This window comes from Herbidospora galbida, from assembly GCF_005233835.1.
Taxonomy (GTDB): Bacteria; Actinomycetota; Actinomycetes; order Streptosporangiales; family Streptosporangiaceae; genus Herbidospora; species Herbidospora galbida.
The window spans coordinates 1-24,958 of sequence record NZ_SZQA01000038.1 but is presented as its reverse complement, the minus strand read 5'-3'; the positions used below and the strand labels follow the sequence as shown (position 1 = coordinate 24,958).

The following is a 24,958-nucleotide window of genomic DNA, read 5'->3' as shown; positions in this document are numbered from 1 at the left end:
GAGGTGAGCGAGACCGATCGGCTGCTGACCACGACCCGTTCCGTACGCCGCCGCCTGGACCTGGACCGGCCGGTGCCCAGGGAGATCGTCGAGGAGACCCTGGAGATCGCCGTCCAGGCGCCCACCGCGAACAACCACCAGAACTGGCGCTGGCTGGTGATCAGCGAGCCCGCCGTCAAAGAGAAGATCGCCGAGATGACCCGGGCGTCCTGGCTGTTCCACCGCAACGACGTGTGGACCAACGCGGGGCGGCGGCGGAACACGCCGCAGGCACGCCGCAACAACGAGTCGGTGGTCGCGCTGGCAGAGACGATCGCGCGGGTGCCGATCCTGGTCATCCCGTGCGTGCTCGGCCGCCCCCCGGACATCGAGGCGATCGACGCCGCCTGGCGGGAGCGCATGTCGACCAAGCCGCCGGAGGACCCGGGCCATCACGTCCGGCTCGGCCCGATGCGGGCCAGCATCTTCTACGGCTCGATCTTCCCCGCCATCTGGTCCTTCCAGCTGGCGCTGCGCAGCCGCGGCCTCGGCAGCACGATCACCTGCATGCACATCCCGCACGAGCGGCAGGTCGGCGAGCTGCTGGGCATCCCGTCCGGGGTGACGCAGGTCTGCATGATCCCGGTCGCCTACACGGTGGGCACCGACTTCCGCCCGGCGGACCGGGCCCGCGCGAAGGAACGCACGTACTGGGAGAGGTGGGAGGCATGACCGATGTCGTGATCGTCGGAGGCGGCATCGCGGGCGCGTCGGCGGCCTGCAGACTGTCCGCCGGTGGGCTGGAGGTCGTGCTCCTGGAGAAGCAGCGGGCCTACCACGATCTGGTCCGCGGAGAGTGGCTGGCCCCCTGGGGCATCCGCGAGGCGCAGCGGCTCGGCGTCTACGACTGCTTCGGCGCGGGCGGAGCCTGGGAGATCCGGGAGTGGATGACCTGGGACGAGGCGGTCGGCGACGACGAGGTGGAGGCCGTCGACATGACCGGGTTCATCCCCGGCGTCGGCGGCCCGATGTCCTTCCCGCACCACGCGGTGTGCGAGCTGATGGCCGCCCAGGCCGTGGGGTCGGGCGCCCGCCTGGTGATGGACGCCTCCCGCATCCGCGTCACCGCCGGACCGGAACCCGTCGTCACCTACCGGACCCCCGAGGGCGAGCACGAGATCCGCCCGAGGATGGTGCTCGGCGCGACCGGCCGGGGCTGCACCGTCGGGCGGCAGATCGGCGTCACCATGCGCAACTCCATGCACCACTGGGGCGGCGGCATGATGGTCGAGGGCCTGGACTCCTGGCCGGCCGACGTGCAGGCCATGGGCACCGAGGGCGACGTGATGTTCATGGTCTTCCCGCAGGGGTACGGCCGCGCCCGCCTCTACCTGAACTTCCCCGCCGAGAACAAGCTGCGCTACCGGGGCGAGGGCGGCGTCGAACGGTTCCTGGCCGCGTTCGAGCTCGACTGCCTGCCCGATCGCGGCAAGGCCGTCACCGAGGCCGTCCCGGCCGGGCCGCTGTCGGTGTGGCCGTCGGTGTCGAGCGTGCCGGAGGGGCCGCCGCTGGCCGAGGGTGTGGTGCTGATCGGTGACGAGGCCGGCAACGCCGACACCGTGCTCGGCACCGGGCTCTCCTGCGCGATGCGCGACTCCAGGACCGTCTGCGACCTCCTGCTCGCTTCCGACGACTGGTCGCCGGCGGCGTTCGAGCCGTACGTGCGGGAGCGGGAGTTCCGGCTGGATCGGCTCGCGTTCGGCGCCGACATCGTCAGCCGGCTGCACGTGGAGTTCGGCGAGGAGGCCGTGGAACGCCGCCGGCGGGCCCGCCGGTTGATGGCGAAGAACTTCGCCGCCCAGGTCACGGGCCTGCTGAACATGGTGGCCCCCGAAGATGTGCCCGAATTCGGATTCAGCGAGTTCTTCGCGGAACGGTTGTTCAGGGAGACGGCATGACCGAGAAGAAGACGGTGCGCGTCAACGACGTCGACATCGCCTACGTGGACGAGGGCGAAGGCGACCCCGTCATCCTGCTGCACGGCTACCCCGACTCCTCCTACCTGTGGCGGCACCAGATCCCGGCGCTCGCCGAGGGCGGGTTCCGGGTGATCGCGCCCGACCTGCGCGGCTTCGGCGACTCCTCCAAGCCGCAGGAGGTCGAGGCGTACGGCATGCAGACGATCGTCAACGACGTCGTCGCCCTCACCACCAGGCTCGGCATCCGCCGCCCGCACGTGGTCGGCCACGACTGGGGCGCGGCCATCGCCTGGATGTACGCGTTCCTGATGCCCCGCAGGATCGACCACCTCGCCGTGCTGTCGGTCGGCCACCCGGGGGTGTTCGCGCGGCCGTCCATCGAGCAGCGCGCGGCCTCCTGGTACATGCTGCTCTACCAGTTCCCCGGGATCAGCGAGGAACTGCTGCGCCGCAACGGCTGGCGGCTGTTCAAGGAGATCATGGGCAGGGACGGCGACCACGACCGCTACCTGCGCGACATGGCCAGGCCCGGCGCGCTGACCGCCGGCCTGAACTGGTACCGCGCGAACCGCTCGCCCGAGGCGGAGCTGCGGCCCGCCCGGCCGTTCCCGCCGGTCCTGGCCCCGACCCTGGGCATCTGGGGGGCGGGCGACCAGGCGCTGCGCGAGGAGGGCATGCTCGGCTCGGCCAAGTTCGTGAAAGGCCCCTGGCGGTACGAGCGGGTCGAGGAGGCCGGCCACTGGATTCCGCTCGACGCCCCCGACGTGGTCAGCAAACTGCTGCTGGGCTTCCTCGGCACGGAGGACTCGGCCCAGGCCGAACGACGCCCGCGCAGGCGGCTCTGATGCTCGGGTACCTGTTCCCCGGTCAGGGCACCGTCCGGGTCGGCATGGGCGCCTGGCTGCGCCGCCGGCCGGTCGCCCGCGCCGTGTTCGACGAGGTGGACGACCTGCTGACGCGGCCGATCTCGCCGCTGTGCGTGCGCGGCCCGCTCGATCGGCTGGTCGCCACCGAGCACGCGCAGATCGCGGTGACCGCTTGCAACCTGGCGGCGCTGGCCGTGCTGACGGAAGAGGGCTACGAGCCGGGCGTGGTGGCCGGTCACAGCGTCGGCGAGCTGACCGCGCTGCACGCCGCAGGGGTGCTCGGGCTGGCCGACACGGTCCGCCTGGTGGAGACCAGGTCGCGGCTGATGGCGCGGGTCGGCGTGACGGGCGGGATGCGCGCGGTGATGGGCCTGCCGGTCGAGCGGGTCGAGGAGCTGGCCGCGCAGGCCGGGACCCCGGCGGAGCCGCTCGTGGTCGGGCTGGAGAACGCGCCGGGACACGTGGTCGTCTCCGGTTCGACGGCGGCGCTCGACCGGCTGACCGGCCTGGCCGTCGACGCCGCCAAGATCGTGTCGCTGGCGGTGGGCAACGCGTTCCACTCGCCCCTGATGGCCCCGGCCGTCCCGGGCTGGGCCGAGGCCGTCCGGGCCGCGCCGATGGCGGCGCCGAGTGTGCCGGTCGTCCCCAACGTCACCGGCAGACCCACCGAGGACCTCGACGTGATCAGGGACTCGCTGATCGCCCAGCTCACCGGCAGGGTCCGCTGGACCGACACCGTCACGGTGGTGGACGCGCTCGGGCCCGCCGTCGAGGTGGGCGACAGCAAGGTGCTGGCCGGGCTGTCCCGCCGGGCCGGCGCGCGCTGCCTGAGCATGGCCGACCCCGGCACGCTGCGCCGGCTGGCCAGGGAGTTCGCGGCATGAGCCGGTGGGGCAGCGCCATGGTCGCCTTCGCCGGGCTCACCCGGCCGCAGGACCTGCTGGACGGCATGCGGATCGAGGACGTCTACACCCCCGCCGAACGGCTGCGCTCCGGCGCCGGCCGGTCGCTCCAGCACTGGGCCGGGCGGCTGGCCGCCAAGCAGGCCGTCCTGCGCCTGCTCGGCGTCCCGCCGACGGCCGAGCATCTGGTCCAGGTCGAGGTCCTGCCCCGGCCCACCGCGGCCTGCGCCCGCACCGCCGCCTGCAACGACGGCCATCCCCCTTTCGTGAGGCTCGGCCCCGCCCTCGCCGCCCGGATCGACCAGCGCATCCGGCTCTCGCTCAGCCACACCTCCGGCCGGGCGCTGGCGATGGCCGTGGCGTCGGCCGGGCTCCCGGAGGACGGTGACGCGTGATGGACGCCAGGAAGATCGCTGAAGCCCACCTTGAGGCGTGGCGGAGCGCCGACCCCGCCGCCGTGGCCGCCACCGCCGCGCAGTTCCAGGACCCCGACACCGGCGGCTGGCTCAGCGGCGACGCGCTGGCCGCGCACGCGGCGGCCGTCCTGGAGCGCTTCAGGAACCCGCGCCTCCAGGTCGAGCAGGTGACCGGGGACGCCGACGCGGTGACCGTCTGGTGGACCCTCGAAGCCGACCACCGTGACTCCTACCTGGGAATTCCTGGCGCCGGTGGCGTCGTCAGGATCGCCGGGACCGACCTCGTCACCGCCGAGGGGCGGGTCAGGCGCTCCTTCGACCGGCTGGCCGTCGCCGGGGCGCTCGGATACCGGGCCGCCTTCGTTCCCGCCGCCGACGAGGTGCGCGAATTCGGGGTCAGCGCGCGGGCGGCGAGCAGCCGCACCGACCGGCCCGGCGCGTTCACCCTCACCTGGGTGGAGGTCGGCGGCCCGGCGGAGGCCGCCGAGGTGGACCTGCTCAGCGTGGAGATCGTCAAAGGGCTGCGCGCCTCCAAGGGCTTCCTCGGGGTCGCCACCTTCGACGTCGGCGACCGGAAGTACACCCTCGCCGCCTTCGACCGGCCCGAGTCGGTGCGCGCCGTGCACGCCCGCCCGCACCAGCGGGCGGTGCGCAGATTCTTCAGGGCCGGGCTCTGCGCCCGGGCCCTCACCAGCGTCCTGATCCCCGAGGTCGTCCGCGAGTACGCCCGCTGCGCCGACTGCGGCACCGTGGTCCGGCTCGGCGACGGCGCGGCCTGCGGCTGCGGGTGGACCCCCGGCGACGTCCCCCTACTGTGACGGGAGCAACGATGACCGACTTCACCTTCGAGCACGCGCCGGGAGACGGCGGCCGGCCGGCCGTGGTGTTCATGTCCGCGCTGTTCGCCGGCGGCTGGATCTGGGAGCACCCCTACCGGCGGCTGGCGGCGGCGGGGGTGCCGGTGCTCCGCACCCACGAGGCCGTCTGCGCTCTCGACCGGCGGGTGGCCGGGTCGATCGAACGGCTCGGCGACGCGCTCCTGCGGGCCTGCGACGAGGCCGGCGAACGGGATGTGATCGTGTGCGCCAACTCGCTCGGCGGGCTCGTCGCGATCGACCTCGCCGGGCGGCACCCCGACCGGGTGCGCGGCATCGTGGTCAGCGGCGCCCCCGGCCTCACCCCCGACCCCGACGTCGGCCTCAGCTTCGACCGGCGGGCCAGCGTGCGGCCGGTCGGCGCGGAGTTCGGCGACCGGATGACGGCCGCGCTCTTCCACGGCGAGGAGCGGTTCTTCACCCAGGAGCAGATGGACGGCGTCGGCGCCATGATGCTGCGGCCCGAGGCGATGGTCAGCATGGCCCGCAGCATCAAGGCCACCCGCCGCTACCAGGTCAGGCCCGCACTGGACAAGGTGCGCTGCCCTGCCGCGTTCGTGTGGGGCCGGCACGACCGGATGACCCCCGTCGACCCCTGGCTGGAACTGCTCGCTGACTACCCGGGGACCGAGGTCGTCGTCGTGGCCGACAGCGGCCACATCCCGATGATCGAGCGGGCCGACGAGTACACCGCGGTCCTGGAGTCGTTCCTGGACCGGCACGGGCGGGTGCCGGCGTGACCGCCGTCCTGATCGGGGTGGACATCGTCTCGGCCGACCGGCTGAGCCGGGCCGCCGCGCGCGGCGGCGCGACCTTCGCCCGCCACCTCACCACCCTCGCCGAACGTGACCGAGGCCTGGGCGCGGCGACGTTCCCGGTCAAGGAGAGCTTCATCAAGGCCGTCGGGGGCCGCCCGCCCGGCTTCAGCTGGCACGACTTCGAGGCGGCGCCGGAGCCGCCGTCGCCCTGGGCCGGCGAGCTGCTCGACGAGGCGGCCGCCGAACTCACCGCCGCCACCGGCTTGGCCCTGACCGCCGGCGCGGCGTACGTCCTGCGTGGCGCCTGCCGGGAGGCCGCCCGGCTCCGCCTGGCCGGCGGCCGGGGCCAGGTGGCGGGCGCGGCCCGCTGGGGGAGCGGCGCGGGGCTGCTCGTCTCCCTCGCCGTCGTCTACGCCGACAGGAAGGACACCCGATGTCCATGACCACGACCGTCCGGCCCGGCGAGCCGATCCAGGCCGCCCTGGACGAGGCGGGCCCCGGCGCGACGATCCTGCTCGCCGCGGGGGAGTACCCGGGGAACGTCTGGATCAGGCACGACGGGGTGACCCTGCGCGGTGAGGGGGCCGTGCTGCTCCCCGGACCGGGGCTCCGCCCCGACGTCCCGAAACTGCACGACGCGGGCGAGGATGTCGTCTCCGGCGTCGTCGCCTGCGGCGTCCGCGACGTCACCCTCGACGGGCTGACGGTGCGCGGCTTCTCCGGCGCCGGCGTCTACGCCCACTCCGTCACCGGCCTCGCCGTCCGGGACGTGACCGCCGTGGACAACGCCGTCTGGGGTGTCTACGTGCGGGAGGGCGACGGCTGCGAAGTGCTCCGGTGCCGGGCCTCCGGCAGCCAGTACGGCGGCGTCGCGGTCAGTTTCTGCGGCCGCGGCGAGGCGCTCGTCGAGGGCAACGAGACCTTCGCCAACGCGTTCGGAGTGTTCGTCGACAACTCCAGCGGGGTGCGGGTGCTGCGCAACGTCAGCCACGGCAACGCGATCGGGCTGCTGCTGCTCAACCAGACCTACGAGGGGGAGCCGGACGGCGGGGTGCGGGACTGCCTGGTCGCCGGCAACGTCGTCCACGGCAACGACCTGGCCTCCGGCGGCGAGGACCCCGGCGCGCTGGGCGCGGCGGGCCCGCCGATCTCGGGGGTGGGGATCGCGCTGATCGGCACCGAGCGGGTGTGCGTGGTCGACAACGACGTCCACGACAACCACCCCAGCGGCGAGTCGGTGATGGGCGCCGCGTTCGTGATGGGCTCGTCCAAGGGCTGGGGCGGCGACGACGCGGTGGCCAACCACATCCTCTGGAACAGGGTCACCGGCAACACGCCGCTGGACTACCAGCTCGGCGTCGACCTCGGACTCCAGACCTTCGCCGGCAACGTGGCCGCCAAGGGAGAGCCCGGCGAGGCATGGGGGTGGCGGCCATGACCGACACGCTGATCAACACGCTGACCTGCGAGAACCTCAGCAAGAGTTACGGCGGCGTGGTCGCGGTGCGCGACGTCGGGTTCACCATCGCGCCGGGGGAGGCGTACGGGCTGCTGGGCCCGAACGGCGCCGGCAAGACCACCACGATCTCCATGCTGGTCGGCCTGCTCAAGCCCGACACGGGCACGGTCGTGGTCGGCGGCGCCGACCTGGCAACCGACCCGATGGCGGCCAAGGCGAAGATCGGCTACGTCCCGCAGGAGATCGCCCTCTACCCCGACCTGACCGGCCGGGAGAACCTGCGCTTCTTCTGCCGCCTGTTCGGCCTGCCGCGCAGGGAGGTGCGCGGGCGGGTGGAGGAGGTGCTCGACCTGGTCGGCCTCGCCGACCGCGCCGACGCCAAACTCGACACCTACTCCGGCGGCATGAAGCGGCGCATCAACATCGGCGCCGCCCTGCTGCACCGTCCCGAACTGCTCATCCTGGACGAGCCCACGGTCGGCGTCGACCCGCAGAGCCGCAAGTCCATCCTGGACGGCCTCGAACGCCTGGTGGCCGACGGCATGGCGCTGCTCTACACCTCCCACTACATGGAGGAGGTCGAGCGCATCTGCCACCGGATCGCGATCGTCGACCACGGCTCCGTCGTCGCCGAGGGCACCCGCCATGAGCTGGTCGAGCTGGTCGGCGGGGCCGACCGGATCGAGCTCACCCTGGACGGCGACGTCGAGACCGCCCTCGCCAAGCTCCGCGGCCTGGGCGGCGTCACCGAGGCGGTCCGCACCACGGCCGGGTCGGTCCGGCTGATCGCCGAAGGCGGCCGGTACCTGCTGCCCGCGGTCATCTCCACGGTCGACGGCATCGCCGCCGTCACCGCCGTCGAGGTCGTCGAACCCGACCTCGAGGCCACCTTCCTGCACCTCACCGGCAGCACGCTCAGGGACTGACATGTTGCGATCGCTTCTCACGGTGAGCGCCCTGGAGCTCCGGACCCGGGTGCGGGACCGGACCGCCCTGATCATCGCGATCATCGTGCCGGTGGCCATGGCCACCCTGTTCGGGGTGGCGCTCGGCGGCGACGACCCGCCGCTGCGGGCCACCGTCGGCATGGTCGACCTGGACGGCGGCGAGTTCCCCGCCGGTGTCCGCCGCGAGGTCATGGCGTCCACCGAGCTGGACGGCGTGCTGACGCTGCGCGACCTGCCCAGCCGTGAGCGGGCCCAGAGCGCCCTGGACGCGGGCGACATCGGGGCCGCGATCATCTTCCCCGCCGGGTTCAGCGCCAGCGTCGGCGCGGGCGAGGGCGGCCGGGTCGGCGTGCTGACCTCAGCGGACACGCCGCTGGCGGGGGTGGTCGCGAACGCCGTGGTGGACCGCATCTCCAGCCTGGTGCGGGCCCGCACGCTCGCGGTCCGGGCCTCCCTGGACGCGGGCGTGCCCGCCGGGGAGGTCAAGGAGTTCGTGGAGCGCAACGGCGCGGCCGGGCCGGCCCTGACCCTGGACAACGACCCGATGGCCGGCGGCAGGGTCGACCTGTCGGTCTACTACGGCGCCGGCATGGCCGCGCTGTTCGCCTTCTTCGTGGTCGGCGCGTCGTTCCGCAGCCTGCTGATCGAACGCAAGCAGGGCACTCTCGACCGGATGCGGGCCGGGCCGATCCACGGCTGGGTCCCGATCGCGGGCAAGGCCGTCGTCGGGTTCGCCCTCGCCATGGTGAGTGTCTGCGTCACCTGGGCCTCCTCGGTGCTGATCTTCGGCTCCACGTGGGGCGACCCGGTGGCCGTGTTCACCCTCCTGCTCGCGCACGTGCTGGCCGCCACCGCGATCACCATGCTGGTCGCCAGCCGGGCCAGGACCGACGCCCAGGCCGACGGAGTGATCATGGTGATCTCCTTCGTGGCCGCGTTCTTCGGCGGCAGCCTGGTCCCGCTCTACACGCTGCCGGACGTGCTCCAGAAGATCGCCCTGTTCACCCCGAACGCCTGGACCACCACCGGGCTCACCGGCCTGGCCGGATCGGGCGCGGGACCGGCCTCGGTGGCCCTGCCGATCGGCGTCCTGTGCGCGATCGCCGTGGCCGCCTTCGGGCTGGCCGCGACCGGCTTCAGGAAGGGACTGCTCGGATGAGACCGCACCCCGTCTTGGCCCTGGTCGCCGCCAACCTGCGCCGCCACTCCCGTGACCGGGTGGGCCTGTTCTTCATCGTGGTGATGCCGTTCGTCAGCATCGTCTTCGTCGGCATGGCGCTGGGCGGCGGCGCCGCCGCCTCACGGCTGCCGGTCGGCGTGGTGGCCCAGGAGTCCGACCCGGTGGCCGCCGCCGTCCTGGCGGAACTGCGCGCGCATCCCGACCTGGAGATCACCTCCGTCGGCGGCGAGGAGGAGCTGCGGGCCGGCGTCCGGGGCGGCGCGCTGGCCGCCGGAGTCGTGATCCCGCCGGGCTCGACCACGTTCGAGCTGGTCATGACGCAGTCCAGCGGCAGCGGCATGGCCGCCCGCAGCGCCGTCGACGTCTCCGTCGGCCGGGTCGCGGCCGTCATCGAGGCCACCCGCGCCGCCACCTCGGCCGGCGCGACCCCGGCCCAGGCCGCCGAACTGGTACGGAAGGCGCAGGCCGCCTCGGCCGACGTCGAGGTGGTCAACTCGGACACGGCCTCTGGAACACCACGGGGGTTCGCCTACACCGCCCCGGCCAACCTGCTGCTGTTCACGTTCATCAACTCCATGGCCGTCGCCGCCGCGCTCGTCGAGAGCCGCCGCATCGGCATGCTGCCCCGGGCCTTCACCGCCCCGGTGCGGCGCGGGGCCGTCCTGTTCGGCGAGGCGCTCAGCCGCTTCATCGTGGCCGCCGCCCAGGCCGTGCTGATCATGGTGGTGAGTTCGCTGCTGTTCGGCGTCTCCTGGGGCGAGCCGTTCGGCGTCGCCGCCGTCGTGGGCGTCTTCGCTTTGGTCGCCACCGGCGCCGCGATCCTGATGGGCAGCCTGGTCCGCTCGTCGGCGCAGCCGTCCGCGATCGGGCCGCCGCTCGGCATCGTGCTCGGCATGCTCGGCGGCTGCCTGTGGCCCGCAGAGGCCGCCGGCCAGACGCTCACCGCCATCGGCCACCTGTTCCCGCACGCCTGGGGGATGGACGCCCTCCTGACTCTTTCCCGGCCCGGGACGGGTCTCGGCGACGTGCTGCCGGAGGTCGCCGTCCTGGGCCTCATGGCCGCCGTTCTGCTGAGCCTGTCCCTAGTCCTGTTCAGCCGACGAACGAGAACCCTCTGAGGAGGCAGCACCATGATGAATTCGATTACCAAGTGGCCCGCCGACATCGCCGGCGTCTACCGATACGCGACCAGGAAGGGCGCCATCGACGTCCTCGACGTGGCGGCCGGCGAGCTAGGCATCGGCGTGCGCGAGCTGAACGAGGCGGTGAACCAGCTGGTCGAGAGCCGCCTGTTACGCGCCGTGGACGGCGCCGCCCACCGGTTCATCCCGGTGGACCCGCAGGTGGCGGCCAACGCGCTGGTCTCCTCGGTGGAGCGGGAGATCTACCAGCGGCGGGAGCTGATCGACCAGATCCGGGACTTCGTCGGTCCCGCGCCGTCGCCGATCGAGTACCTGGCCGGGTCGCTGGAGGTGCGCGGCTTCCTCAAGATGGCCGGGGACGCCTGCCGTACCGAGGTGCTGGTCCTGCAGTCCGGCGAGGACGACGCCGAGGAGCTGGCCCGGGCGTACCTGCCGCTGCTCTCGCGCGGCGTCACCGTGCGGATCGTCTGCCAGCACCGGAACCGGGCCGACCTGGCCACCCGGATGAAGCTGAAGCAGCTCATCGACGCGGGCGCGGCCATCGGCACGGTCAGTCACGTCCCGCGCTCCGCGGTCGTCTTCGACCGCGAGCTGGTCGTGCTGTTCGGCCTGTCGGACGGCGAGACCAACGTGGCGCGGGTGCACAACGACGGGATCGTCCGGTTCCTGCTCGACCTGTTCGACCATCTGTGGGACACCGCGACGCCGCTGGAGGGCGCCGAGTCCGGCTACGCGAACGTCGCCGACGACCTGCGGCAGGCCATCGCGGGGCTGATGGCGAAGGGCTACACCGACGAGGTGGTGGCCCGCAAGCTCGGCATGTCGGTGCGGAGCTGCCGCCGGCACATCGCCACCCTGATGCGTGACCTGGAGGCCACCAGCCGGTTTCAGGCGGGTGTGCAGGCGGCCCGCACGTTCCTGGCCGGCGGGGCGTGAGAGGGGTCCGCCGCCCCTGCGGCGGACCCCTGTCCTCAACGCATCGCCGCCACGACGCCGGCCAGGCCGCGGGCCCGGTCACAGACCAGGTTCAGTCCGGTGACCAGTTCCTCGACCGTCATGCGGGGGCTCAGGCACATCCGGATGGAGCTGTTGGCGTCCTCGGCGCTGACCCCGATCGCGGTGAGCACGGGCGAGGGTTCCTGGGAGTCGGAGTTGCACGCCGATCCGGTGGACAGCGCCACCGACGGCAGGCTCGCGACCAGGCTCTCGCCGCGCACGCCCGGCAGCACCAGGTTCAGCACGTGCGGGACGCCGGCCTCCGGGCGCCCGTTGAGGCGCAGGCCGGGGATGCGGCGGGTGAGCAGTTCCAGCGCGGTCGCGCGCAGCAGCGCGACCTTCCTGCCGTCCTCCTCCATCCGGGCCGCGGCCAGCTCGCAGGCGGTGCCGAGGCCGACCGCCAGGTGGGTGGGAATGGTGCCGCTGCGCAGGTCGTACTGGCCGCCGCCGTAGGTGATGGGACGGATCCTGCGGCGGATCTCCGGGCGGACGTACAGGACGCCGATGCCCTTCGGGCCGCCGATCTTGTGGGCGGACATGGCCAGGGTGTCGACGCTCGCGCCGGCCACGTCGATCGGGATCCGTCCCGCGGCCGGGGCGGCGTCGACGTGCAGCAGGGCGCCGCTCTCATGGCAGAGCGCGGCCATCTCGCGGACCGGCTGGATGGTGCCGATCTCGCTGTTCACCCAGGCCACCGTGGCCAGCCGGGAGTCGAAGTCGAGCTGGCCGGCGAACCGGGCCAGGTCGACCACGCCGTCGGCCCGGATCGCCATGGTCCGGACGTCGACGCCGCGCCCGCGCAGCGCGCGGGCGACCGACAGCGACGATTTGTGGTCGGTGGGGCAGAACACCGCGTTGACCGGGGAGCGGTCGTCGTGGCCGAACGCGCCGAGCAGCGCGAGGTTGTTGCTCTCGGTCGCGCCGGAGGTGAACACGACGCCGGCCGGGTCGCCGCCGAGCAGCCGGGCGACCGACTCGGCGGCCCGGTCGACCGCTCTGCGGGCCCGCTTGCCCAGCAGGTGCGGGGAGGACGGGTTGCCGAACTCCTCGCGCAGGTACGGCAGCATCGCGTCGAGCACTTCTTCGTCCACGCGGGTAGTGGCGCAGTTGTCCAGGTATATGACGTCCATCGTTCCGCCCTCAGCTCCGGAAGGTGCTGACCGTCACCAGCTTCGAATAGATCTCGTCGGTGGACATCTCGCCGCTGCCGCCGGGATCGGCGATCACGACGGTCATGCCGGTGAGCCCGTAGAGGCTGAGCGCGATCTCGACTCCGGTCCGCACCGGGGACAGGCACTCGCCCGGGGCGAAGATCACGATGGTCCGGTGGCCGGCCCGGTGGACCTCCGAGATCATCTCGGTGATCTCGCCGGCGCAGCCGGTGACGCCGCAGCTGATCAGCGTGCGGTAGTTGCCCGACTCGTCCAGGAACGAGACCTCGGTGTCCTTCGTGCCGGACTCCAGCACCCGCTTTTCGAGCCTGCCCTGCTTGACGAACCTGTCGGCGGCCTTCTGGAAGCGGTACTTGAGCCAGGTCTCCGGGAACGCCAGCGGATGTCTGCGGCTGGGCAGCACGCTCCCCGCGTCCAGTCCCGCCTCACGCAGGATCCGCTCGTAGCCGTCGGGCAGCCCGGTGAAGCCGTCGAAGAACTCGGCGCGGAGCTGACCGGCGGGACGGCCGCCGGTGGGGACGTACTGCCAGTCGTTGATCAGCAGCAGCAGTTTGGCGTCGGTGACGATGTTCGCGTACGACGTGATCAGGTCGACCGAGAGCCGCCAGGTGTAACCGGGGAAGATCCCGACCCGGCCGGCGATCCGGTCGCGCATCACGGTGGAGGACTGCTCCTCCAGGACGCCGGGGACGAGCCTGCCGGTGCCCTCCTCCTCGAACAGCATGAAGTGGCCGCCCATGACGACGAGTCCGTCCAGGTTCGCGGTGGCGAGCTCGCGGTCGACGGCGGTGCGGAGCTCCTGCTCCGAGGCGACGAGTCGGTGGGTCTTGCTTATGGACTCCGCGAACAGTTCAGTCATGATCGAACTCCGGGTTGTAGTAATTGGCCCGCCAGGGTGCTCAGCGGCGTGACGCCGGTGAGCTGGTGGAGGGTGACTCCCGCCCACCCGAGGTCCCGGAGCAGGGCGAGCACCCGCGGGATCCGCAGGACCCTGCCCCCGGCGTCGGCGTAGTTCCGGGCCGGGTCGACGCCGGCGAGTCCGTTCGCCTGGCTCACGGCGGCCGCGAGGGCCTCCACCGCCCCCTGCTCCGGGATGGTCGGCACGTCGTGCGGCCGGCCGGGCGGAGGCGCCGGGGCGAAGCCGGCCAGTGCGGCGATGTCGCTGGTCCGCAGGTCGCCCGGCGTCGCGTCGTAGGTGAGGATCGTGGTCTCCAGGGCGCGCAGGAAACGCTCGACGGCGTCCCCGTCCATGACCGAGGAGGCGGCGTGCAGCGCGACCACGACGGAGTCCCGCCACTGGTCGACCCGGACGTAGGTGTCGGTGCCGTAGGCGTCGGCCGCCGGGTGCCAGGTGACCCTGCTGCGCCGGGCGCGGGACTCCAGGGTGGGCTGCTTGATGAAGTTGAACTCCGAGGCCAGCCGGGTGCCCTTCCTGGCCAGCAGCTCGACCACCGCGTCGTACGGGACGTAGGCGTGTTCCCGCGCCTGCTCGAACCGGTCGGCGACGCGGGCGAGCAACTCGGCGAAGGGCGGGTCGTCCCGCACGTCGACGCGCATGAGCATCGGGGAGAACAGGCAGGTCAGGACCTGCGAGTACGGGCCGCTCTCGCGGTTGCCGGTGAACGTCAGATGGTCGAAGGACGGGCCGCCGGTGTAGGCGGCCATCAGCGCCGTGTAGGCCGCCAGGTGCACCTGCGACGGCCACACCCGGTGGCGGGCGGCGATCCGCTGCGCGGCGCCCAGCAGGGCCGGGGAGATCAGTGACGCCCGCAGCGTCTCCACGGGCGGGCCGGGCCGGCGGCGGTCGCCGAACCCGTCGGCCGGCATGGCCTCGATCTCCTTCTCCCAGTACGCCAGCGCCGGCGCCGGGTCGAGAGACGCCTCGTGCCGGACGAGATCGGAGGGACGGTGCCGGACCGGCTCGATCGCGGTGGGCCGGCGGGCCACCACGCCCGCGCAGCCCGCCCACATCTCGCGCTTGAGCTCCGTGACCGTCCACATGTCCACCGCGAGATGGTTCAGCACCACCACCGCCTGCCGGGGCACGCCCTCGGTGGTGATGACGACGACCCGGATCGGCCACTCCGAGGCGATGTCGAACTCGGCCGCGCCGAGCCGCTCCACGACCTCGGCGGGCATGGCCGTGCCGTCGTCCTCGGCGGACAGCACGACGAGGGGACACGGGCCGGGCGGGCGCACAACCCGGTAGGGGTCGCCGTCGTGGTCGAAGTGGTAGGTGGTGCGCAGCGTCTCGTGCCTGCGGACCGTCTGATTGAGAATCGCCCGGCAGTTCTGGACCGTCAGGCCCGGTGGAATCTCTAGATTCAGAATGATATGTGTATTGTGGCGAGCGTCCGGCGGCAGTTCGTGGTAGCGGAGCCAGATGTGGTGCTGGCCCCAGCCGAGATTCGCGTTCATCGGCAACCAGGCCTCCTGCGGTTGAACGGTTCAGCCCACTCAGGCTAAATGAGAAGACGGCCGCCGTCCTGACCTGCCGCTGGCAGGTTGTCTTGGGTGAAAAGCTGCCAGAGCCCTTTCTTGACAGTTGTCGCGGAATTCAATGACCCTGAACGAGGTAATACAGCGCAGGACTTTTGAGGAGACCCGTGATGGAAATACCTCACGAGTTCCAGGCCATTCTTCGCCGGCATCTTCCCTACGCCGGGCCGGGTGATCTGTCCCCCGGCGACGATCTCACCGCGCTCGGGCTGGACTCGATGGGGGTGGTGCAGCTGCTGGTCGATCTGGAGGACGGATACGACCGGGAACTGCCCGACGACATCCTCGACGAGGAGACGTTCGCGACGGTCGGGTCGTTGTGGGCGCGGCTGTCGGCGCTGCTCGAATCGACGCGGGCCGGGCTCTGAGCCGTGCTGACGCGCCTCGACGACCTGCTGCGGTTCGGTGACGACGATCACGCGGCGGTCACCTACAAGGATGTGACGCTCACCTATCGCGAGCTGCGGAGCCGGGTCGCGCGGGCGGCCGAGGGGCTGCGCGGGCTGGAGCCCGGCGCCCGGGTCGCGATATACGCGGAGAAGCGGATCGAAACCGTCGTGGCGATCTTCGCGGTGGCGGCGGCCGGCGGGGTCTTCGTACCGGTCAATCCGCTCTTCAAGGCGCGGCAGGTCGAGTACGTGATCGACGACTGCGGCGCCGCGCTCCTGCTCACCACACCCGAACGGGCGCGCACGCTGAACTCTTCGATCCCCACGGCGCTGCTCGACGACCTGGGCGCGGAACCGGCGGTGAGCCTCTCCGCCGATCGCGACGCCGCGCGGGTCGCGGCCATCCTCTACACGTCCGGCAGCACCGGATCGCCGAAGGGCGTCGTGCTGAGCCACGGCAACCTGCTCGCGGGCGCGCGGAGCGTCGCCGGCTACCTCGGCCACACCTCCGTCGACGTGGTCCTCGCGGCGCTGCCGCTGAGCTTCGACGCCGGACTGAGCCAGCTCACCACCGCGTTCCTGGCCGGAGCGCATGTGGTGCTGGTCAACTACCTGCTGCCCCGCGACGTCGTCCGGCTCTGCGCCACACACGGGGTGACGGCGCTGACCTGCGTGCCGCCGCTGTGGACCCAGCTCGCCACCCAGCGATGGCCGGCCGAGGCGACCCGGAACCTGCGCTATTTCGCCAACACCGGCGGCCGGCTGCCCGCGACCACCCTGGCCCGGCTGCGCGAGACGTTCCCCCAGGCCACCCCCTTCCTGATGTACGGCCTGACCGAGGCCTTCCGATCCACCTACCTCGACCCCGCGGAGATCGACCGCCGGCCCGGATCGATCGGCAAGGCGATCCCCGGCGCGGAGGTCCTCGTCGTACGGGCGGACGGTTCGGTCTGCGACCCCGGCGAGGAGGGGGAGATCGTGCACCGGGGACCGCTGGTGTCACTCGGCTACTGGAACGACCCGGCCCGCACCGCGGCGCGGTTCCGGCCGTTCCCGCCCGGCGCCGACGAGATCGCCGTCTGGTCGGGCGACGTCGCCTACCGGGACGACGACGGCTTCATCTACTTCGTCGGGCGTACCGACGACATGATCAAGACCTCCGGCTACCGGCTGAGCCCGACCGAGGTGGAGGAGGCGGCCTACGCCACCGGCCTGGTCACCGAGGCCGTCGCGGTCGGCGTACCGGACGAGGACCTGGGCGAGCAGGTGACGCTGCACGCCGTGCTCACCGCCGCGGGCACGACCCCGGACGAGCTGCGCCGGGCGATGGAACGCGACCTGCCCAGGTACATGGTGCCCCGCCGGTTCATCCTCGCCGCCGCGCTGCCCCGCTCGGGGAACGGCAAGTTCGACCGCGCCGAACTCCGCCGCCGGGCGCTCCGATGACCTGGGAAGGTCACTGGGAAGGTCACCGAGACGGGCGGTTGACCGTCGGCGGCATCCCCGCAGGAAGGCTCGCCGCCCGGGTCGGGAGCACGCCGTTCTTCGCCTACGACCGCGACCTCGTCACCCGCAGGGTCGCCTCGCTCCGCGCCGCGCTGCCCGCCGGAGTCGAGCTGAGCTACGCGGTCAAGGCCAACCCGATGCCCGCCCTGCTGCAGCATCTGAGCGGGCTGGTCGACGGCTTCGACGTGGCCTCGGCGGGAGAGCTGCGGCATGCGCTCGACACGCGGGTACCCGCCGGCCGGATCGGTTTCGCCGGGCCGGGCAAGACCGTCGGTGAACTGACCCAGGCGGTCGCGGCCGGCGTGACGGTGGAACTGGAATCGGAGACCGAGCTGGCCAGGGTGCGCGCGATCGGCGCCGCCCTCGGGGTGCCCGCCCGGATCGCGATCCGGGTCAATCCCGACTTCACGGTGCGAGGCTCCGGGATGCGCCTGGGCGGCGGGCCGCAGCAGTTCGGCATCGACGCGGAACGCGTGCCCGAGGTGCTCGCCCGGTTGGGCGACGACGTCGACTTCCAGGGCTTCCACGTCTTCGCGGGCTCGCAGAACCTGCGCGCCGACGACATCTGCGAGGCGCAGCGGCGCACCGTGGACCTGGTTCTCGGGCTCGCCGACGTGTCGCCGCCCATCCGGTACCTCAATCTCGGCGGCGGGTTCGGCATCCCGTACTCGCGCCGGGACCGGCCCCTCGACCTGGAGCCGATCGGCGAGAATTTGGCGCGGCTCATGCGCGAGCGGATCACCCCGCTGCTGCCGGGCGCCCGCGTCGTCATCGAACTCGGGCGCTATCTGGTCGGCGAGGCCGGCGTGTACGTCACCCGCGTCGTCGACCGCAAGGAGTCCCGGGGCACGACCTTCGTGGTCGTGGACGGCGGGATGCACCACCAGCTGGCGGCCTCGGGGAACCTCGGGCAGGTGATCCGGCGCAACTATCCGATGGCCGTGGCCGATCGCCTGGGCGGGCCCGCGGACGCGCCGGTCACCGTGGTCGGCCGCCTGTGCACCCCGCTCGACCTGCTCGGCGACCGGGTGGAACTCCCGAGAGTCGAGATCGGCGACCTGGTCGTGGTGTTCCAGGCCGGCGCGTACGGCCTCACGGCGAGCCCCACGGCGTTCCTCAGCCATCCGGCGCCGGTGGAAGTCCTCGTATAAGACCTGCTTACTCCGGCAGGGCGACGGTCGCGGGGAACAGCGACGGCGCCAGGGTCGCGTGGTCGACGTCCCACAGGTCCTTGAGGCTGGTCTCTGGGGCCGTCGCGGCGACCTGGACGCCGAGCGCGATCGTGCGCAGCATCCCGGCCATGCCCCCGGCCGGGATGATCGCCGGGTCGGCGAGCATGAAGATGCTGGTCCGGCCGTTGGCCACTGTCACCCTGACCCGGAACGGCTGGCCGTACTGCTGCGCCAGCGGCGTCCACGACAGCTCGGCCGGGGTCTCGGCGGTGGCGTCGGACGGCTTGCGGTCGAGCTGCACGTAGTTGAACCAGCAGCGGAACAGCTGGTTCACCCAGCAGTCGTGCGCCAGGTCGTCGCCCCGCTGCGCGGCGACCTCGGCGGCGAGCGCGGCGATCTTGTCGAAGTCGTAGGAGGAGTGGCGGTAGGCCGTCGCCCCGGCCCAGTGGAGGCGCTTGACGTGCTCGCCCAGCGGCGATCCCGGGTCGACCGTCGCGACGACCGGGATGAGCTGGTTCATCGTGCCGATCACGTGGTGGTGTTCCGGCGAGAACCGGTTGGAGGCCATCAGGCTCATCGTCACCTTGTCGGTGTCGGTGTGCCGGGCCAGTCCAGCGGTGACCAGCGCCATCACCAGCGCGGGCGCGGTGACGCCGAGCCTTCTGGCGGCCAGCGCGGCCAGCCCGCCGAGACGGTGCGAGTGCAGGGTGGCCTCAAGTCGGTTGCGCTTCGCCTTGGCCGGCAGCGTCGGCAGCGGGTCGGCCAGGACGTCGTCGAGGGTGCGCCGCCAGTACCGTTCCGACGCCTCCTGCCGGTCGCGCCACCGCTCGGTGCGCTGCTCGCGGGCCAGCTCGCTCGGCGTCGGCCCGAGTTCGGCGACGGCCCCCGGGTCGGCGATCAAGGCGCTGAACTGGTCGGTCAGATGGTTGATCGACCAGACGTCCATGATCAGGTGCGAGAAGGACAGCGCCAGGAACACCGCCGACCCGTTGGTGGTGATCATGCGCCCGCGCCAGAGCAGGCCGCCCTCCATCGCGAACGGCTCCGCGCAGAGCTCGTCCTTGGTGTCCTCCGGGTCCTCCCAGTCGCGGACCACCCGGTCGACCCGCTCGATCGGCAGGTCCGCCGACTCGTGGACGCGCTGCACCGGCTGCCCGTCGACGACGTGGTAGGTGGTGCGCAGCGGCTCGTGCCGGTCCATCAGCACGCGCAGCGCGTTCTCGACCCGGGCCATCGGCAACCCCCGCAGGTCGCAGACGATGGGGAGGTTCGCGTCCTGCATCCAGTCGTCGGGATAGCGCTCGATCTCGCGCCAGCTGAAGAGTTGACCGTGGCTGAGGGGGGCGTCGGCGGGCATCGGTTCTCCTAGCGGTTCGTGACGGACTGCCGTCCCTGCCACAGCACGAAGATGGCGACGGCGACGGCGATCTCGAACATGGTCCCCAGCGTGACCAGGCTCGCCACGTCGGGATGGATCAACGGCAACCCGCGCAGATCCTGCATCAGGCCGAACGCGATCAGGCCGGCGTAGGACCCCGCGACCGTCCACGTGAGCCGCACCCTGACCAGCCCGGACCGCACCCAGTCGGTACGGCGGGCCAGCGGCCGGAGCACCGCGGCGGACAGCACGACGACCGGCAGCGCCTGCGCCGCCAGGAACAGCGTGAGGTCTCCGCCGACGGCGAGCGCCGCCGCGCCCCCGGCCAGGGTGAGCACCGAACCCCACCGCAGCGCCGACACCGGTTCCGGCTCGGTCCGCCGCGACACGACCAGGAGCCCGCAGGCCACCAGGCCGGCCGCCCAGACGGCCGACCCGAGCGGATCGACCCCCCGGAGCAGGAACAGCACGCCGGCGGCGACCGCCCAGACTCCGGCCGAGGCGGCCCAGATCAGCGCGGGCCGGACGGGCGCCGTTTCGGCCGGATCGAATGGCGGGCTCACGTTTCTTCTCCCACGAGATGAATTCTGTGCAGGGCGTCTATTCGATTTCGGCCGATAATAGCGCGTCGTACCAGGATCAGAGCTCGCGCGCGGCCGTGTCAAGGCGTCTCAACGGGGCGGCGATGGCAGCTAGCTACTGGCAACAAGGTGCCAGCACGCGATCGTGGCCCGGTGCGGGGAGCCGCCCGTAGGGTCGCAGTAACTTCCGGCGGTGACCATTTGAATAACGCTAGTGTCCATCATTTTCTCCGTATGGATATTACGGCTTGGGGTGGCGCATTCATGGTTCAGGACTCGATTCAGTCGGACGCCCGGCGCGATTCGTCGGTCGAGCCGATCGCTGTGGTGGGCCTTTCCTGCCGGCTTCCGCGGGCGGATACCCCCGAGCGTTTCTGGCGCCTTCTCCGCGACGGCGTGGACGCGGTGACCGAGGTCCCGGCCGGCCGGTGGCCGGACGCCGGCGCACCCGGCCGGGGCGGGTTCGTCGACGACGTGGACCGTTTCGACGCCGCCTTCTTCGGCATCTCCCCGAACGAGGCCGCCGCCATGGACCCGCACCAGCGGCTGGCCCTGGAACTCGCCTGGGAGGCGCTGGAGAACGCCCGGGTCGCCCCCACCGCCCTGCGGGACGCGGCGGCCGGGGTGTTCGTCGGCGCGATCTCCAACGACCACGCCGCCCTACTCGGCGAACCCGGACGGCACACCTACATCGGCGCCAACCGCGCCATGATCGCCAACCGCGTCTCGTACTTCCTGGGTCTGCGCGGCCCGAGCCTCACGCTGGACACCGGGCAGTCGTCGTCGCTGGTGGCGGTGGAGCTGGCGTGCGAGAGCCTGCGCCGGGGCGAGACCGGCCTGGCCCTGGCCGGCGGCGTCAACCTGAACCTGCTCGCCCAGACGACCGCCGCCATCGGCAGCTTCGGCGCGCTGTCCCCCGACGGGCGCTGCCACACCTTCGACAGCCGCGCGAACGGTTACGTCCGTGGCGAGGGCGGCGCGCTCGTCGTGCTCAAGCCGCTCGCGGCGGCGCTCGCCGACGGCGACGCGGTGCACTGCGTGATCCTCGGCGGGGCCGTCAACAACGACGGCGGCGGCGACGGCCTGACCGTGCCGAGCGCCCGCGCCCAGCAGGAGGTCATCACGCTGGCCCGCCGCTCCGCCGGGGTCGCCCCCGAGGAGGTCCAGTACGTCGAGCTGCACGGCACCGGCACGAAGGTGGGCGACCCGATCGAGGCCGCCGCCCTCGGCGCCGCCCACGCCGGAGCCCGCCCTGCGGGGGATCCGCTGCTGGTCGGTTCGGTCAAGACGAACATCGGCCATCTCGAAGGCGCGGCGGGCATCGCCGGCCTGCTCAAGGTCGTGCTCAGCCTCAAGCACCGCGAGCTCCCGCCCAGCCTCCACTTCGAGAGCCCGAACCCGGACATCCCTCTCGCCGACCTGGCGCTGGAGGTCGTGCGCACCTCCCGGCCGTGGCTCGCCCCTGGCGACCGGCTGATCGCGGGTGTCAGCTCGTTCGGCATGGGCGGCACCAACTGCCATCTGGTGCTGGCGGAGGCCCCGGCGAACACCGGTTCTCCAAGCGCAGGGTCCCCGAGCGCAGGCTCGCCGAGCGCTGAGTCTCCGAACGCCGGGTCTCCGAACTCCGCGGGCACCGATGGGAACCTGCCCTGGGTGATCTCCGCGCGGTCGGCCGAGGCCCTCCGGGCGCAGGCCGGACGCCTCCGCGACCGGATCGACGGCGAGCCGGCGATCGGCGCCACCGACATGGCGCTCTCGCTGGTCAGGACCCGGGCGCACTTCGAGCATCGGGCGGTCGTCCTCGGCGGGCGCCGCCGGGAGGCGCTCGACGCGTTCGCCGGTGGGCGGCCCGACGAGTCGGTGGTGAGCGGATCGGTCATCTCCGGTCAGCGGGCGTTCGTCTTCCCCGGCCAGGGGTCGCAGTGGGCGGGGATGGCCGCGGAGCTGCTCGACGGGTCGCCGGAGTTCGCCGCGCTCGTCGCCTCCTGCGACGCCGCGCTCGCGCCGTTCGTCGGCTACTCCGTCCGCGACGTCCTGCGCGGCGCCCCGGACGCCCCCGGCCTGGACCGGGTCGACGTGGTGCAGCCGGCGCTGTGGGCGGTCATGGTGTCGCTCGCCGGGCTGTGGCGGGCGAACGGCGTCGAACCCGACCTGGTCCTCGGGCACTCGCAGGGCGAGATCGCCGCGGCCACCGTCGCGGGGGCGCTGAGCCTCCCGGACGGGGCGCGGGTCGTGGCGCTCCGCAGCCGGGCCATCGCCGGGATCGCCGGCCGAGGCGCCATGATGTCGGTCGCCGCCCCGCTCGACGTCGTCGAGGCGGCCGTGCGCCCGCTGGCCCCGCATGTGGGCGTGGCCGCGTTCAACGGCCCGCGCTCGGCGGTCGTGTCCGGGCCGCGCGCGGTCCTGGCCGAACTGGGGGAGCGGCTCGCCGCCGACGGGCACCGGGTCAAGCTGCTGCCGGTCGACTACGCGTCCCATTCGCCGGAGGTCGAGAGCATACGAGACGAGGTCGTCGCCGCGCTGGCGCCGATCAGGCCGGTGCGCTCCGCGATCCGGTTCGTCTCCACCCTCACCGGCGAGCCGATGGACACCTCCGGGCTCGACGCCGGGTACTGGTACCGCAATCTGCGGCAGCCGGTCAGGTTCGCGCAGGCCACCCGGTCGGCGCTCGATCTGGGCGCCGCCCTGTTCGTCGAGTGCAGCCCCCATCCGGTGCTCGGCGCGGGCGTCGCGGCCACGGCCGAGGACGCCGAGCTGGACGTCGCGGTCGTCGGGTCGCTGCGGCGCGGCGAGGGCGGGCCCGACCGGTTCACGCGGTCGCTGGCCGAGGCGTACACGTGGGGGGCGCCCGTCGACTGGGCGGCCGGGCACGACGTCCGGGCCCGGCTGATCGACCTGCCGACCTACCCGTTCCAGCGCCGCCAGTGCGGCCCGGCCGCCATCGTGTCCCGTCCGCCTTCCTCTCCGGTGGTCACGGCGGCGGCGGACCCGGAAACGGGCGGCGACGCGCCGGCCGGGCTGTCGAGGCGCGAGATCCGCGAACTGGTCCTGACCACCGCCGCCCGTGTCCTCGGGCATCAGGACGGCACGAGTGTGGAGCCGCACCGGACGTTCAAGGACCTCGGGTTCGAGTCGGTGGCCGCGGAGGACCTGCGGGCCAGGCTGCGCACCGCGATCGGGACGCGGCTGCCCACCGGGCTCCTGTTCGACCACCCGACGCCCGACCGGCTGGCCGACCACCTGTACGCGCTGACCGGCGGCGGCACGGTCGCCGCCGCCCCGGTCGAGCCGACCTGGCCCGACGGCGACCCGATCGTGGTGGTCGCGATGGGCTGCCGCTACCCCGGCGGCGTGACGACGCCCGAGGAGCTGTGGCGGCTGGTGCGCGCCGGGGCCGACGCCGTCGGCGAGTTCCCCGAGAACCGGGGCTGGGACCTCGACGCGCTGTCGGGCATCAGCGACACCCGCCACGGCGGCTTCCTCACCGGCGCGGACCTGTTCGACGCCGGATTCTTCGGGATCAGCCCGCGCGAAGCGGTCGCCATGGACCCCCAGCAGCGGCTGCTGATGGAGGTCTCCTGGGAGACCGTCGAACGGGCCGGCCTGAACCCGGCCACGCTCGACGGCACCCCCACCGGCGTCTTCGTCGGCGCGATGTCCTCCGACTACGGGCCGCGCCTGCACCGGCCCACCGGCGTCGCCGACGGCCATCTGCTGACCGGCACCGCCCTCAGTGTCGCCTCCGGCCGGATCGCCTACGCGCTGGGCCTGCGCGGCCCCGCGATCACGGTCGACACGGCGTGCTCGTCGTCGCTGGTCGCGATCGTGCTGGCCATGCAGGCGCTGCGGCGGGGCGAGTGCTCGCTGGCGCTGGCCGGAGGCGCGACCGTGATGTCCAACCCCGGGCTGTTCGTCGAGTTCAGCCGGCAGGGCGGCCTCGCCGCCGACGGCCGCTGCAAGGCGTTCTCCGACCGGGCGGACGGCACCGGCTGGGGCGAGGGCGTGGGCATGCTCCTGCTCGAACGCCGGTCCGACGCGGTCCGGCACGGCCACCCGATCCTGGCCGTCCTGCGGGGCGGCGCGATCAACCAGGACGGCGCGAGCAACGGCCTCACCGCGCCGAGCGGCCGGGCCCAGCGGGACGTCATCCGGCAGGCGCTCGCGGACGCCCGGTTGTCGGCCGCCGACGTGGACGTGGTGGAGGCGCACGGCACCGGCACCCGGCTCGGCGACCCGATCGAGGCCGAATCGATCATCGCCGCCTACGGCGCGGGCCGCGATCCGGACCGGCCGATCTGGCTCGGCTCCCTGAAGTCCAACGTCGGGCACACCCAGGCCGCGGCCGGGGTCGGCGGCCTGATCAAGATGGTCAAGTCTCTGGAGCACCGCACGCTCCCGCGCACCCTCCACGCCGACGAGCCCACCGCCCAGGTCGACTGGTCGGCGGGCCGGGTCCGCCTCCTCACCGAACAGGTCGACCTGCCGGGCGACCGCCCGCTCCGGGCGGCCGTCTCCAGCTTCGGCATCAGCGGCACCAACGCCCACGTCATCCTGGAACGCCCGGCGGAGCCGGTCGCCCGGGGCTCCGCGGGCTCCGGGGGCTCCGGGGGCTCCGCGCTCGTCTGGGTGCTGTCGGCGAAGACCGGGAGCGCGCTCCGGGAGCACGCGGCGCGCCTCGGCGCGTTCGCCGAGGGCGCCGCCGAGGAGGACCTGGCCGCGGCCGGGAGGCTGCTGGCGCGGCGGGCGGCCTTCGCGCACCGCG

At 72.9% G+C, this 24,958-nt stretch carries 22 protein-coding genes; 17 read left to right on the top strand and 5 right to left on the bottom strand.

The features are described 5' to 3' along the window. Window positions 1-3: 3 nt before the first annotated feature. The 13 genes from FDA94_RS31245 to FDA94_RS31185 are packed head-to-tail and all read left to right on the top strand — an operon-like array spanning window position 4 to window position 11,439. On the top strand, window positions 4-711 hold the full coding sequence (locus FDA94_RS31245) for a nitroreductase family protein (RefSeq protein ID WP_246060251.1): 708 nt from the start codon (window positions 4-6) through the stop codon (window positions 709-711). Further along, window positions 708-1,937 (top strand): FAD-dependent oxidoreductase, encoded by a 1,230-nt coding sequence (locus FDA94_RS31240; RefSeq protein WP_137250658.1) that lies wholly within the window; start codon window positions 708-710, stop codon window positions 1,935-1,937. The genes FDA94_RS31245 and FDA94_RS31240 overlap by 4 nt, the downstream gene beginning before the upstream one ends. Continuing rightward, window positions 1,934-2,803, top strand: coding sequence for an alpha/beta fold hydrolase (locus FDA94_RS31235; protein ID WP_137250657.1), 870 nt, complete (start codon window positions 1,934-1,936; stop codon window positions 2,801-2,803). The genes FDA94_RS31240 and FDA94_RS31235 overlap by 4 nt, the downstream gene beginning before the upstream one ends. Further along, window positions 2,803-3,708, top strand: coding sequence for an ACP S-malonyltransferase (locus FDA94_RS31230; RefSeq protein WP_137250656.1), 906 nt, complete (start codon window positions 2,803-2,805; stop codon window positions 3,706-3,708). The genes FDA94_RS31235 and FDA94_RS31230 overlap by 1 nt, the downstream gene beginning before the upstream one ends. After that, window positions 3,705-4,121 carry a holo-ACP synthase gene (locus tag FDA94_RS31225; RefSeq protein WP_137250655.1) on the top strand — a complete coding sequence of 139 codons (417 nt, stop codon included), beginning with the start codon at window positions 3,705-3,707 and terminating at the stop codon, window positions 4,119-4,121. Before FDA94_RS31230 ends, FDA94_RS31225 begins: the two co-directional genes overlap by 4 nt. After that, window positions 4,121-4,960 carry an ester cyclase gene (locus tag FDA94_RS31220; RefSeq protein WP_137250654.1) on the top strand — a complete coding sequence of 280 codons (840 nt, stop codon included), beginning with the start codon at window positions 4,121-4,123 and terminating at the stop codon, window positions 4,958-4,960. The genes FDA94_RS31225 and FDA94_RS31220 overlap by 1 nt, the downstream gene beginning before the upstream one ends. 11 nt (window positions 4,961-4,971) lie before the next feature. Next, on the top strand, window positions 4,972-5,757 hold the full coding sequence (locus tag FDA94_RS31215) for an alpha/beta fold hydrolase (protein WP_137250653.1): 786 nt from the start codon (window positions 4,972-4,974) through the stop codon (window positions 5,755-5,757). Continuing rightward, on the top strand, window positions 5,754-6,218 hold the full coding sequence (locus FDA94_RS31210; protein WP_137250652.1) for a holo-ACP synthase: 465 nt from the start codon (window positions 5,754-5,756) through the stop codon (window positions 6,216-6,218). Before FDA94_RS31215 ends, FDA94_RS31210 begins: the two co-directional genes overlap by 4 nt. Beyond that, entirely contained in the window at window positions 6,215-7,213 is a 999-nt protein-coding gene (locus tag FDA94_RS31205; RefSeq protein ID WP_246060250.1) for a right-handed parallel beta-helix repeat-containing protein, read from the top strand. The genes FDA94_RS31210 and FDA94_RS31205 overlap by 4 nt, the downstream gene beginning before the upstream one ends. Further along, the gene (locus FDA94_RS31200; protein WP_170991208.1) at window positions 7,210-8,160 is read left to right on the top strand and encodes an ABC transporter ATP-binding protein; all 951 of its coding nucleotides are present in this window, start codon (window positions 7,210-7,212) and stop codon (window positions 8,158-8,160) included. Before FDA94_RS31205 ends, FDA94_RS31200 begins: the two co-directional genes overlap by 4 nt. Window position 8,161: 1 nt before the next feature. Next, window positions 8,162-9,340, top strand: coding sequence for an ABC transporter permease (locus tag FDA94_RS31195; RefSeq protein ID WP_137250650.1), 1,179 nt, complete (start codon window positions 8,162-8,164; stop codon window positions 9,338-9,340). Next, complete coding sequence (locus FDA94_RS31190) at window positions 9,337-10,479, top strand: ABC transporter permease (protein WP_137250649.1); 1,143 nt, start codon at window positions 9,337-9,339, stop codon at window positions 10,477-10,479. The genes FDA94_RS31195 and FDA94_RS31190 overlap by 4 nt, the downstream gene beginning before the upstream one ends. A gap of 12 nt (window positions 10,480-10,491) precedes the next feature. Next, window positions 10,492-11,439, top strand: coding sequence for a hypothetical protein (locus tag FDA94_RS31185; protein ID WP_137250648.1), 948 nt, complete (start codon window positions 10,492-10,494; stop codon window positions 11,437-11,439). Window positions 11,440-11,474: 35 nt separating this feature from the next. Here the strand turns inward: FDA94_RS31185 and FDA94_RS31180 are convergent, their stop codons facing one another. Genes FDA94_RS31180 through FDA94_RS31170 form a run of 3 tightly spaced genes read right to left on the bottom strand, consistent with a single transcriptional unit; the run spans window position 11,475 to window position 15,089 of the window. Continuing rightward, window positions 11,475-12,629: a cysteine desulfurase family protein gene (locus FDA94_RS31180; RefSeq protein ID WP_137250647.1), complete on the bottom strand. Its 1,155-nt coding sequence runs from the start codon at window positions 12,627-12,629 to the stop codon at window positions 11,475-11,477. Between the two features lie 10 nt (window positions 12,630-12,639). Beyond that, window positions 12,640-13,530 (bottom strand): LPD16 domain-containing protein, encoded by an 891-nt coding sequence (locus FDA94_RS31175; RefSeq protein ID WP_212735585.1) that lies wholly within the window; start codon window positions 13,528-13,530, stop codon window positions 12,640-12,642. Continuing rightward, window positions 13,527-15,089, bottom strand: coding sequence for a condensation domain-containing protein (locus FDA94_RS31170; RefSeq protein ID WP_137250646.1), 1,563 nt, complete (start codon window positions 15,087-15,089; stop codon window positions 13,527-13,529). The genes FDA94_RS31175 and FDA94_RS31170 overlap by 4 nt, the downstream gene beginning before the upstream one ends. Before the next feature lie 191 nt (window positions 15,090-15,280). Between FDA94_RS31170 and FDA94_RS31165 the strand changes: the two genes are divergently transcribed. The 3 genes from FDA94_RS31165 to FDA94_RS31155 are packed head-to-tail and all read left to right on the top strand — an operon-like array spanning window position 15,281 to window position 18,216. Next, on the top strand, window positions 15,281-15,538 hold the full coding sequence (locus FDA94_RS31165) for a phosphopantetheine-binding protein (protein WP_137250645.1): 258 nt from the start codon (window positions 15,281-15,283) through the stop codon (window positions 15,536-15,538). Between the two features lie 3 nt (window positions 15,539-15,541). After that, the gene (locus FDA94_RS31160) at window positions 15,542-17,005 is read left to right on the top strand and encodes an AMP-binding protein (RefSeq protein WP_137250644.1); all 1,464 of its coding nucleotides are present in this window, start codon (window positions 15,542-15,544) and stop codon (window positions 17,003-17,005) included. Next, window positions 17,002-18,216, top strand: coding sequence for a pyridoxal-dependent decarboxylase, exosortase A system-associated (locus tag FDA94_RS31155; RefSeq protein WP_137250643.1), 1,215 nt, complete (start codon window positions 17,002-17,004; stop codon window positions 18,214-18,216). Before FDA94_RS31160 ends, FDA94_RS31155 begins: the two co-directional genes overlap by 4 nt. Before the next feature lie 7 nt (window positions 18,217-18,223). Here the strand turns inward: FDA94_RS31155 and FDA94_RS31150 are convergent, their stop codons facing one another. After that, window positions 18,224-19,594, bottom strand: a complete 1,371-nt coding sequence (locus tag FDA94_RS31150; protein ID WP_137250642.1) for a condensation domain-containing protein — start codon at window positions 19,592-19,594, stop codon at window positions 18,224-18,226. Window positions 19,595-19,602: 8 nt separating this feature from the next. Further along, on the bottom strand, window positions 19,603-20,178 hold the full coding sequence (locus FDA94_RS31145) for a hypothetical protein (protein WP_137250641.1): 576 nt from the start codon (window positions 20,176-20,178) through the stop codon (window positions 19,603-19,605). Between the two features lie 282 nt (window positions 20,179-20,460). On the opposite strand from FDA94_RS31145, the gene FDA94_RS31140 reads away from it, so the two are divergent. Next, the coding region (locus tag FDA94_RS31140) for a type I polyketide synthase (RefSeq protein ID WP_137250640.1) at window positions 20,461-24,958 on the top strand (4,498 nt) is incomplete at its 3' end.

Excerpts from the sequence above, each read along its gene's own strand:
- FDA94_RS31150 (WP_137250642.1), bottom strand. The coding sequence starts at position 19,594 with ATGCCCGCCGACGCCCCCCTCAGCCACGGTCAACTCTTCAGCTGGCGC.
- FDA94_RS31195 (WP_137250650.1), top strand. The coding sequence starts at position 8,162 with ATGTTGCGATCGCTTCTCACGGTGAGCGCCCTGGAGCTCCGGACCCGG.
- FDA94_RS31240 (WP_137250658.1), top strand. The coding sequence starts at position 708 with ATGACCGATGTCGTGATCGTCGGAGGCGGCATCGCGGGCGCGTCGGCG.
- FDA94_RS31170 (WP_137250646.1), bottom strand. The coding sequence starts at position 15,089 with ATGAACGCGAATCTCGGCTGGGGCCAGCACCACATCTGGCTCCGCTAC.
- FDA94_RS31200 (WP_170991208.1), top strand. The coding sequence starts at position 7,210 with ATGACCGACACGCTGATCAACACGCTGACCTGCGAGAACCTCAGCAAG.
- FDA94_RS31190 (WP_137250649.1), top strand. The coding sequence starts at position 9,337 with ATGAGACCGCACCCCGTCTTGGCCCTGGTCGCCGCCAACCTGCGCCGC.
- FDA94_RS31155 (WP_137250643.1), top strand. The coding sequence starts at position 17,002 with ATGACCTGGGAAGGTCACTGGGAAGGTCACCGAGACGGGCGGTTGACC.
- FDA94_RS31230 (WP_137250656.1), top strand. The coding sequence starts at position 2,803 with ATGCTCGGGTACCTGTTCCCCGGTCAGGGCACCGTCCGGGTCGGCATG.
- FDA94_RS31215 (WP_137250653.1), top strand. The coding sequence starts at position 4,972 with ATGACCGACTTCACCTTCGAGCACGCGCCGGGAGACGGCGGCCGGCCG.
- FDA94_RS31205 (WP_246060250.1), top strand. The coding sequence starts at position 6,215 with ATGACCACGACCGTCCGGCCCGGCGAGCCGATCCAGGCCGCCCTGGAC.
- FDA94_RS31175 (WP_212735585.1), bottom strand. The coding sequence starts at position 13,530 with ATGACTGAACTGTTCGCGGAGTCCATAAGCAAGACCCACCGACTCGTC.
- FDA94_RS31185 (WP_137250648.1), top strand. The coding sequence starts at position 10,492 with ATGATGAATTCGATTACCAAGTGGCCCGCCGACATCGCCGGCGTCTAC.
- FDA94_RS31225 (WP_137250655.1), top strand. The coding sequence starts at position 3,705 with ATGAGCCGGTGGGGCAGCGCCATGGTCGCCTTCGCCGGGCTCACCCGG.
- FDA94_RS31220 (WP_137250654.1), top strand. The coding sequence starts at position 4,121 with ATGGACGCCAGGAAGATCGCTGAAGCCCACCTTGAGGCGTGGCGGAGC.
- FDA94_RS31235 (WP_137250657.1), top strand. The coding sequence starts at position 1,934 with ATGACCGAGAAGAAGACGGTGCGCGTCAACGACGTCGACATCGCCTAC.
- FDA94_RS31165 (WP_137250645.1), top strand. The coding sequence starts at position 15,281 with ATGGAAATACCTCACGAGTTCCAGGCCATTCTTCGCCGGCATCTTCCC.
- FDA94_RS31180 (WP_137250647.1), bottom strand. The coding sequence starts at position 12,629 with ATGGACGTCATATACCTGGACAACTGCGCCACTACCCGCGTGGACGAA.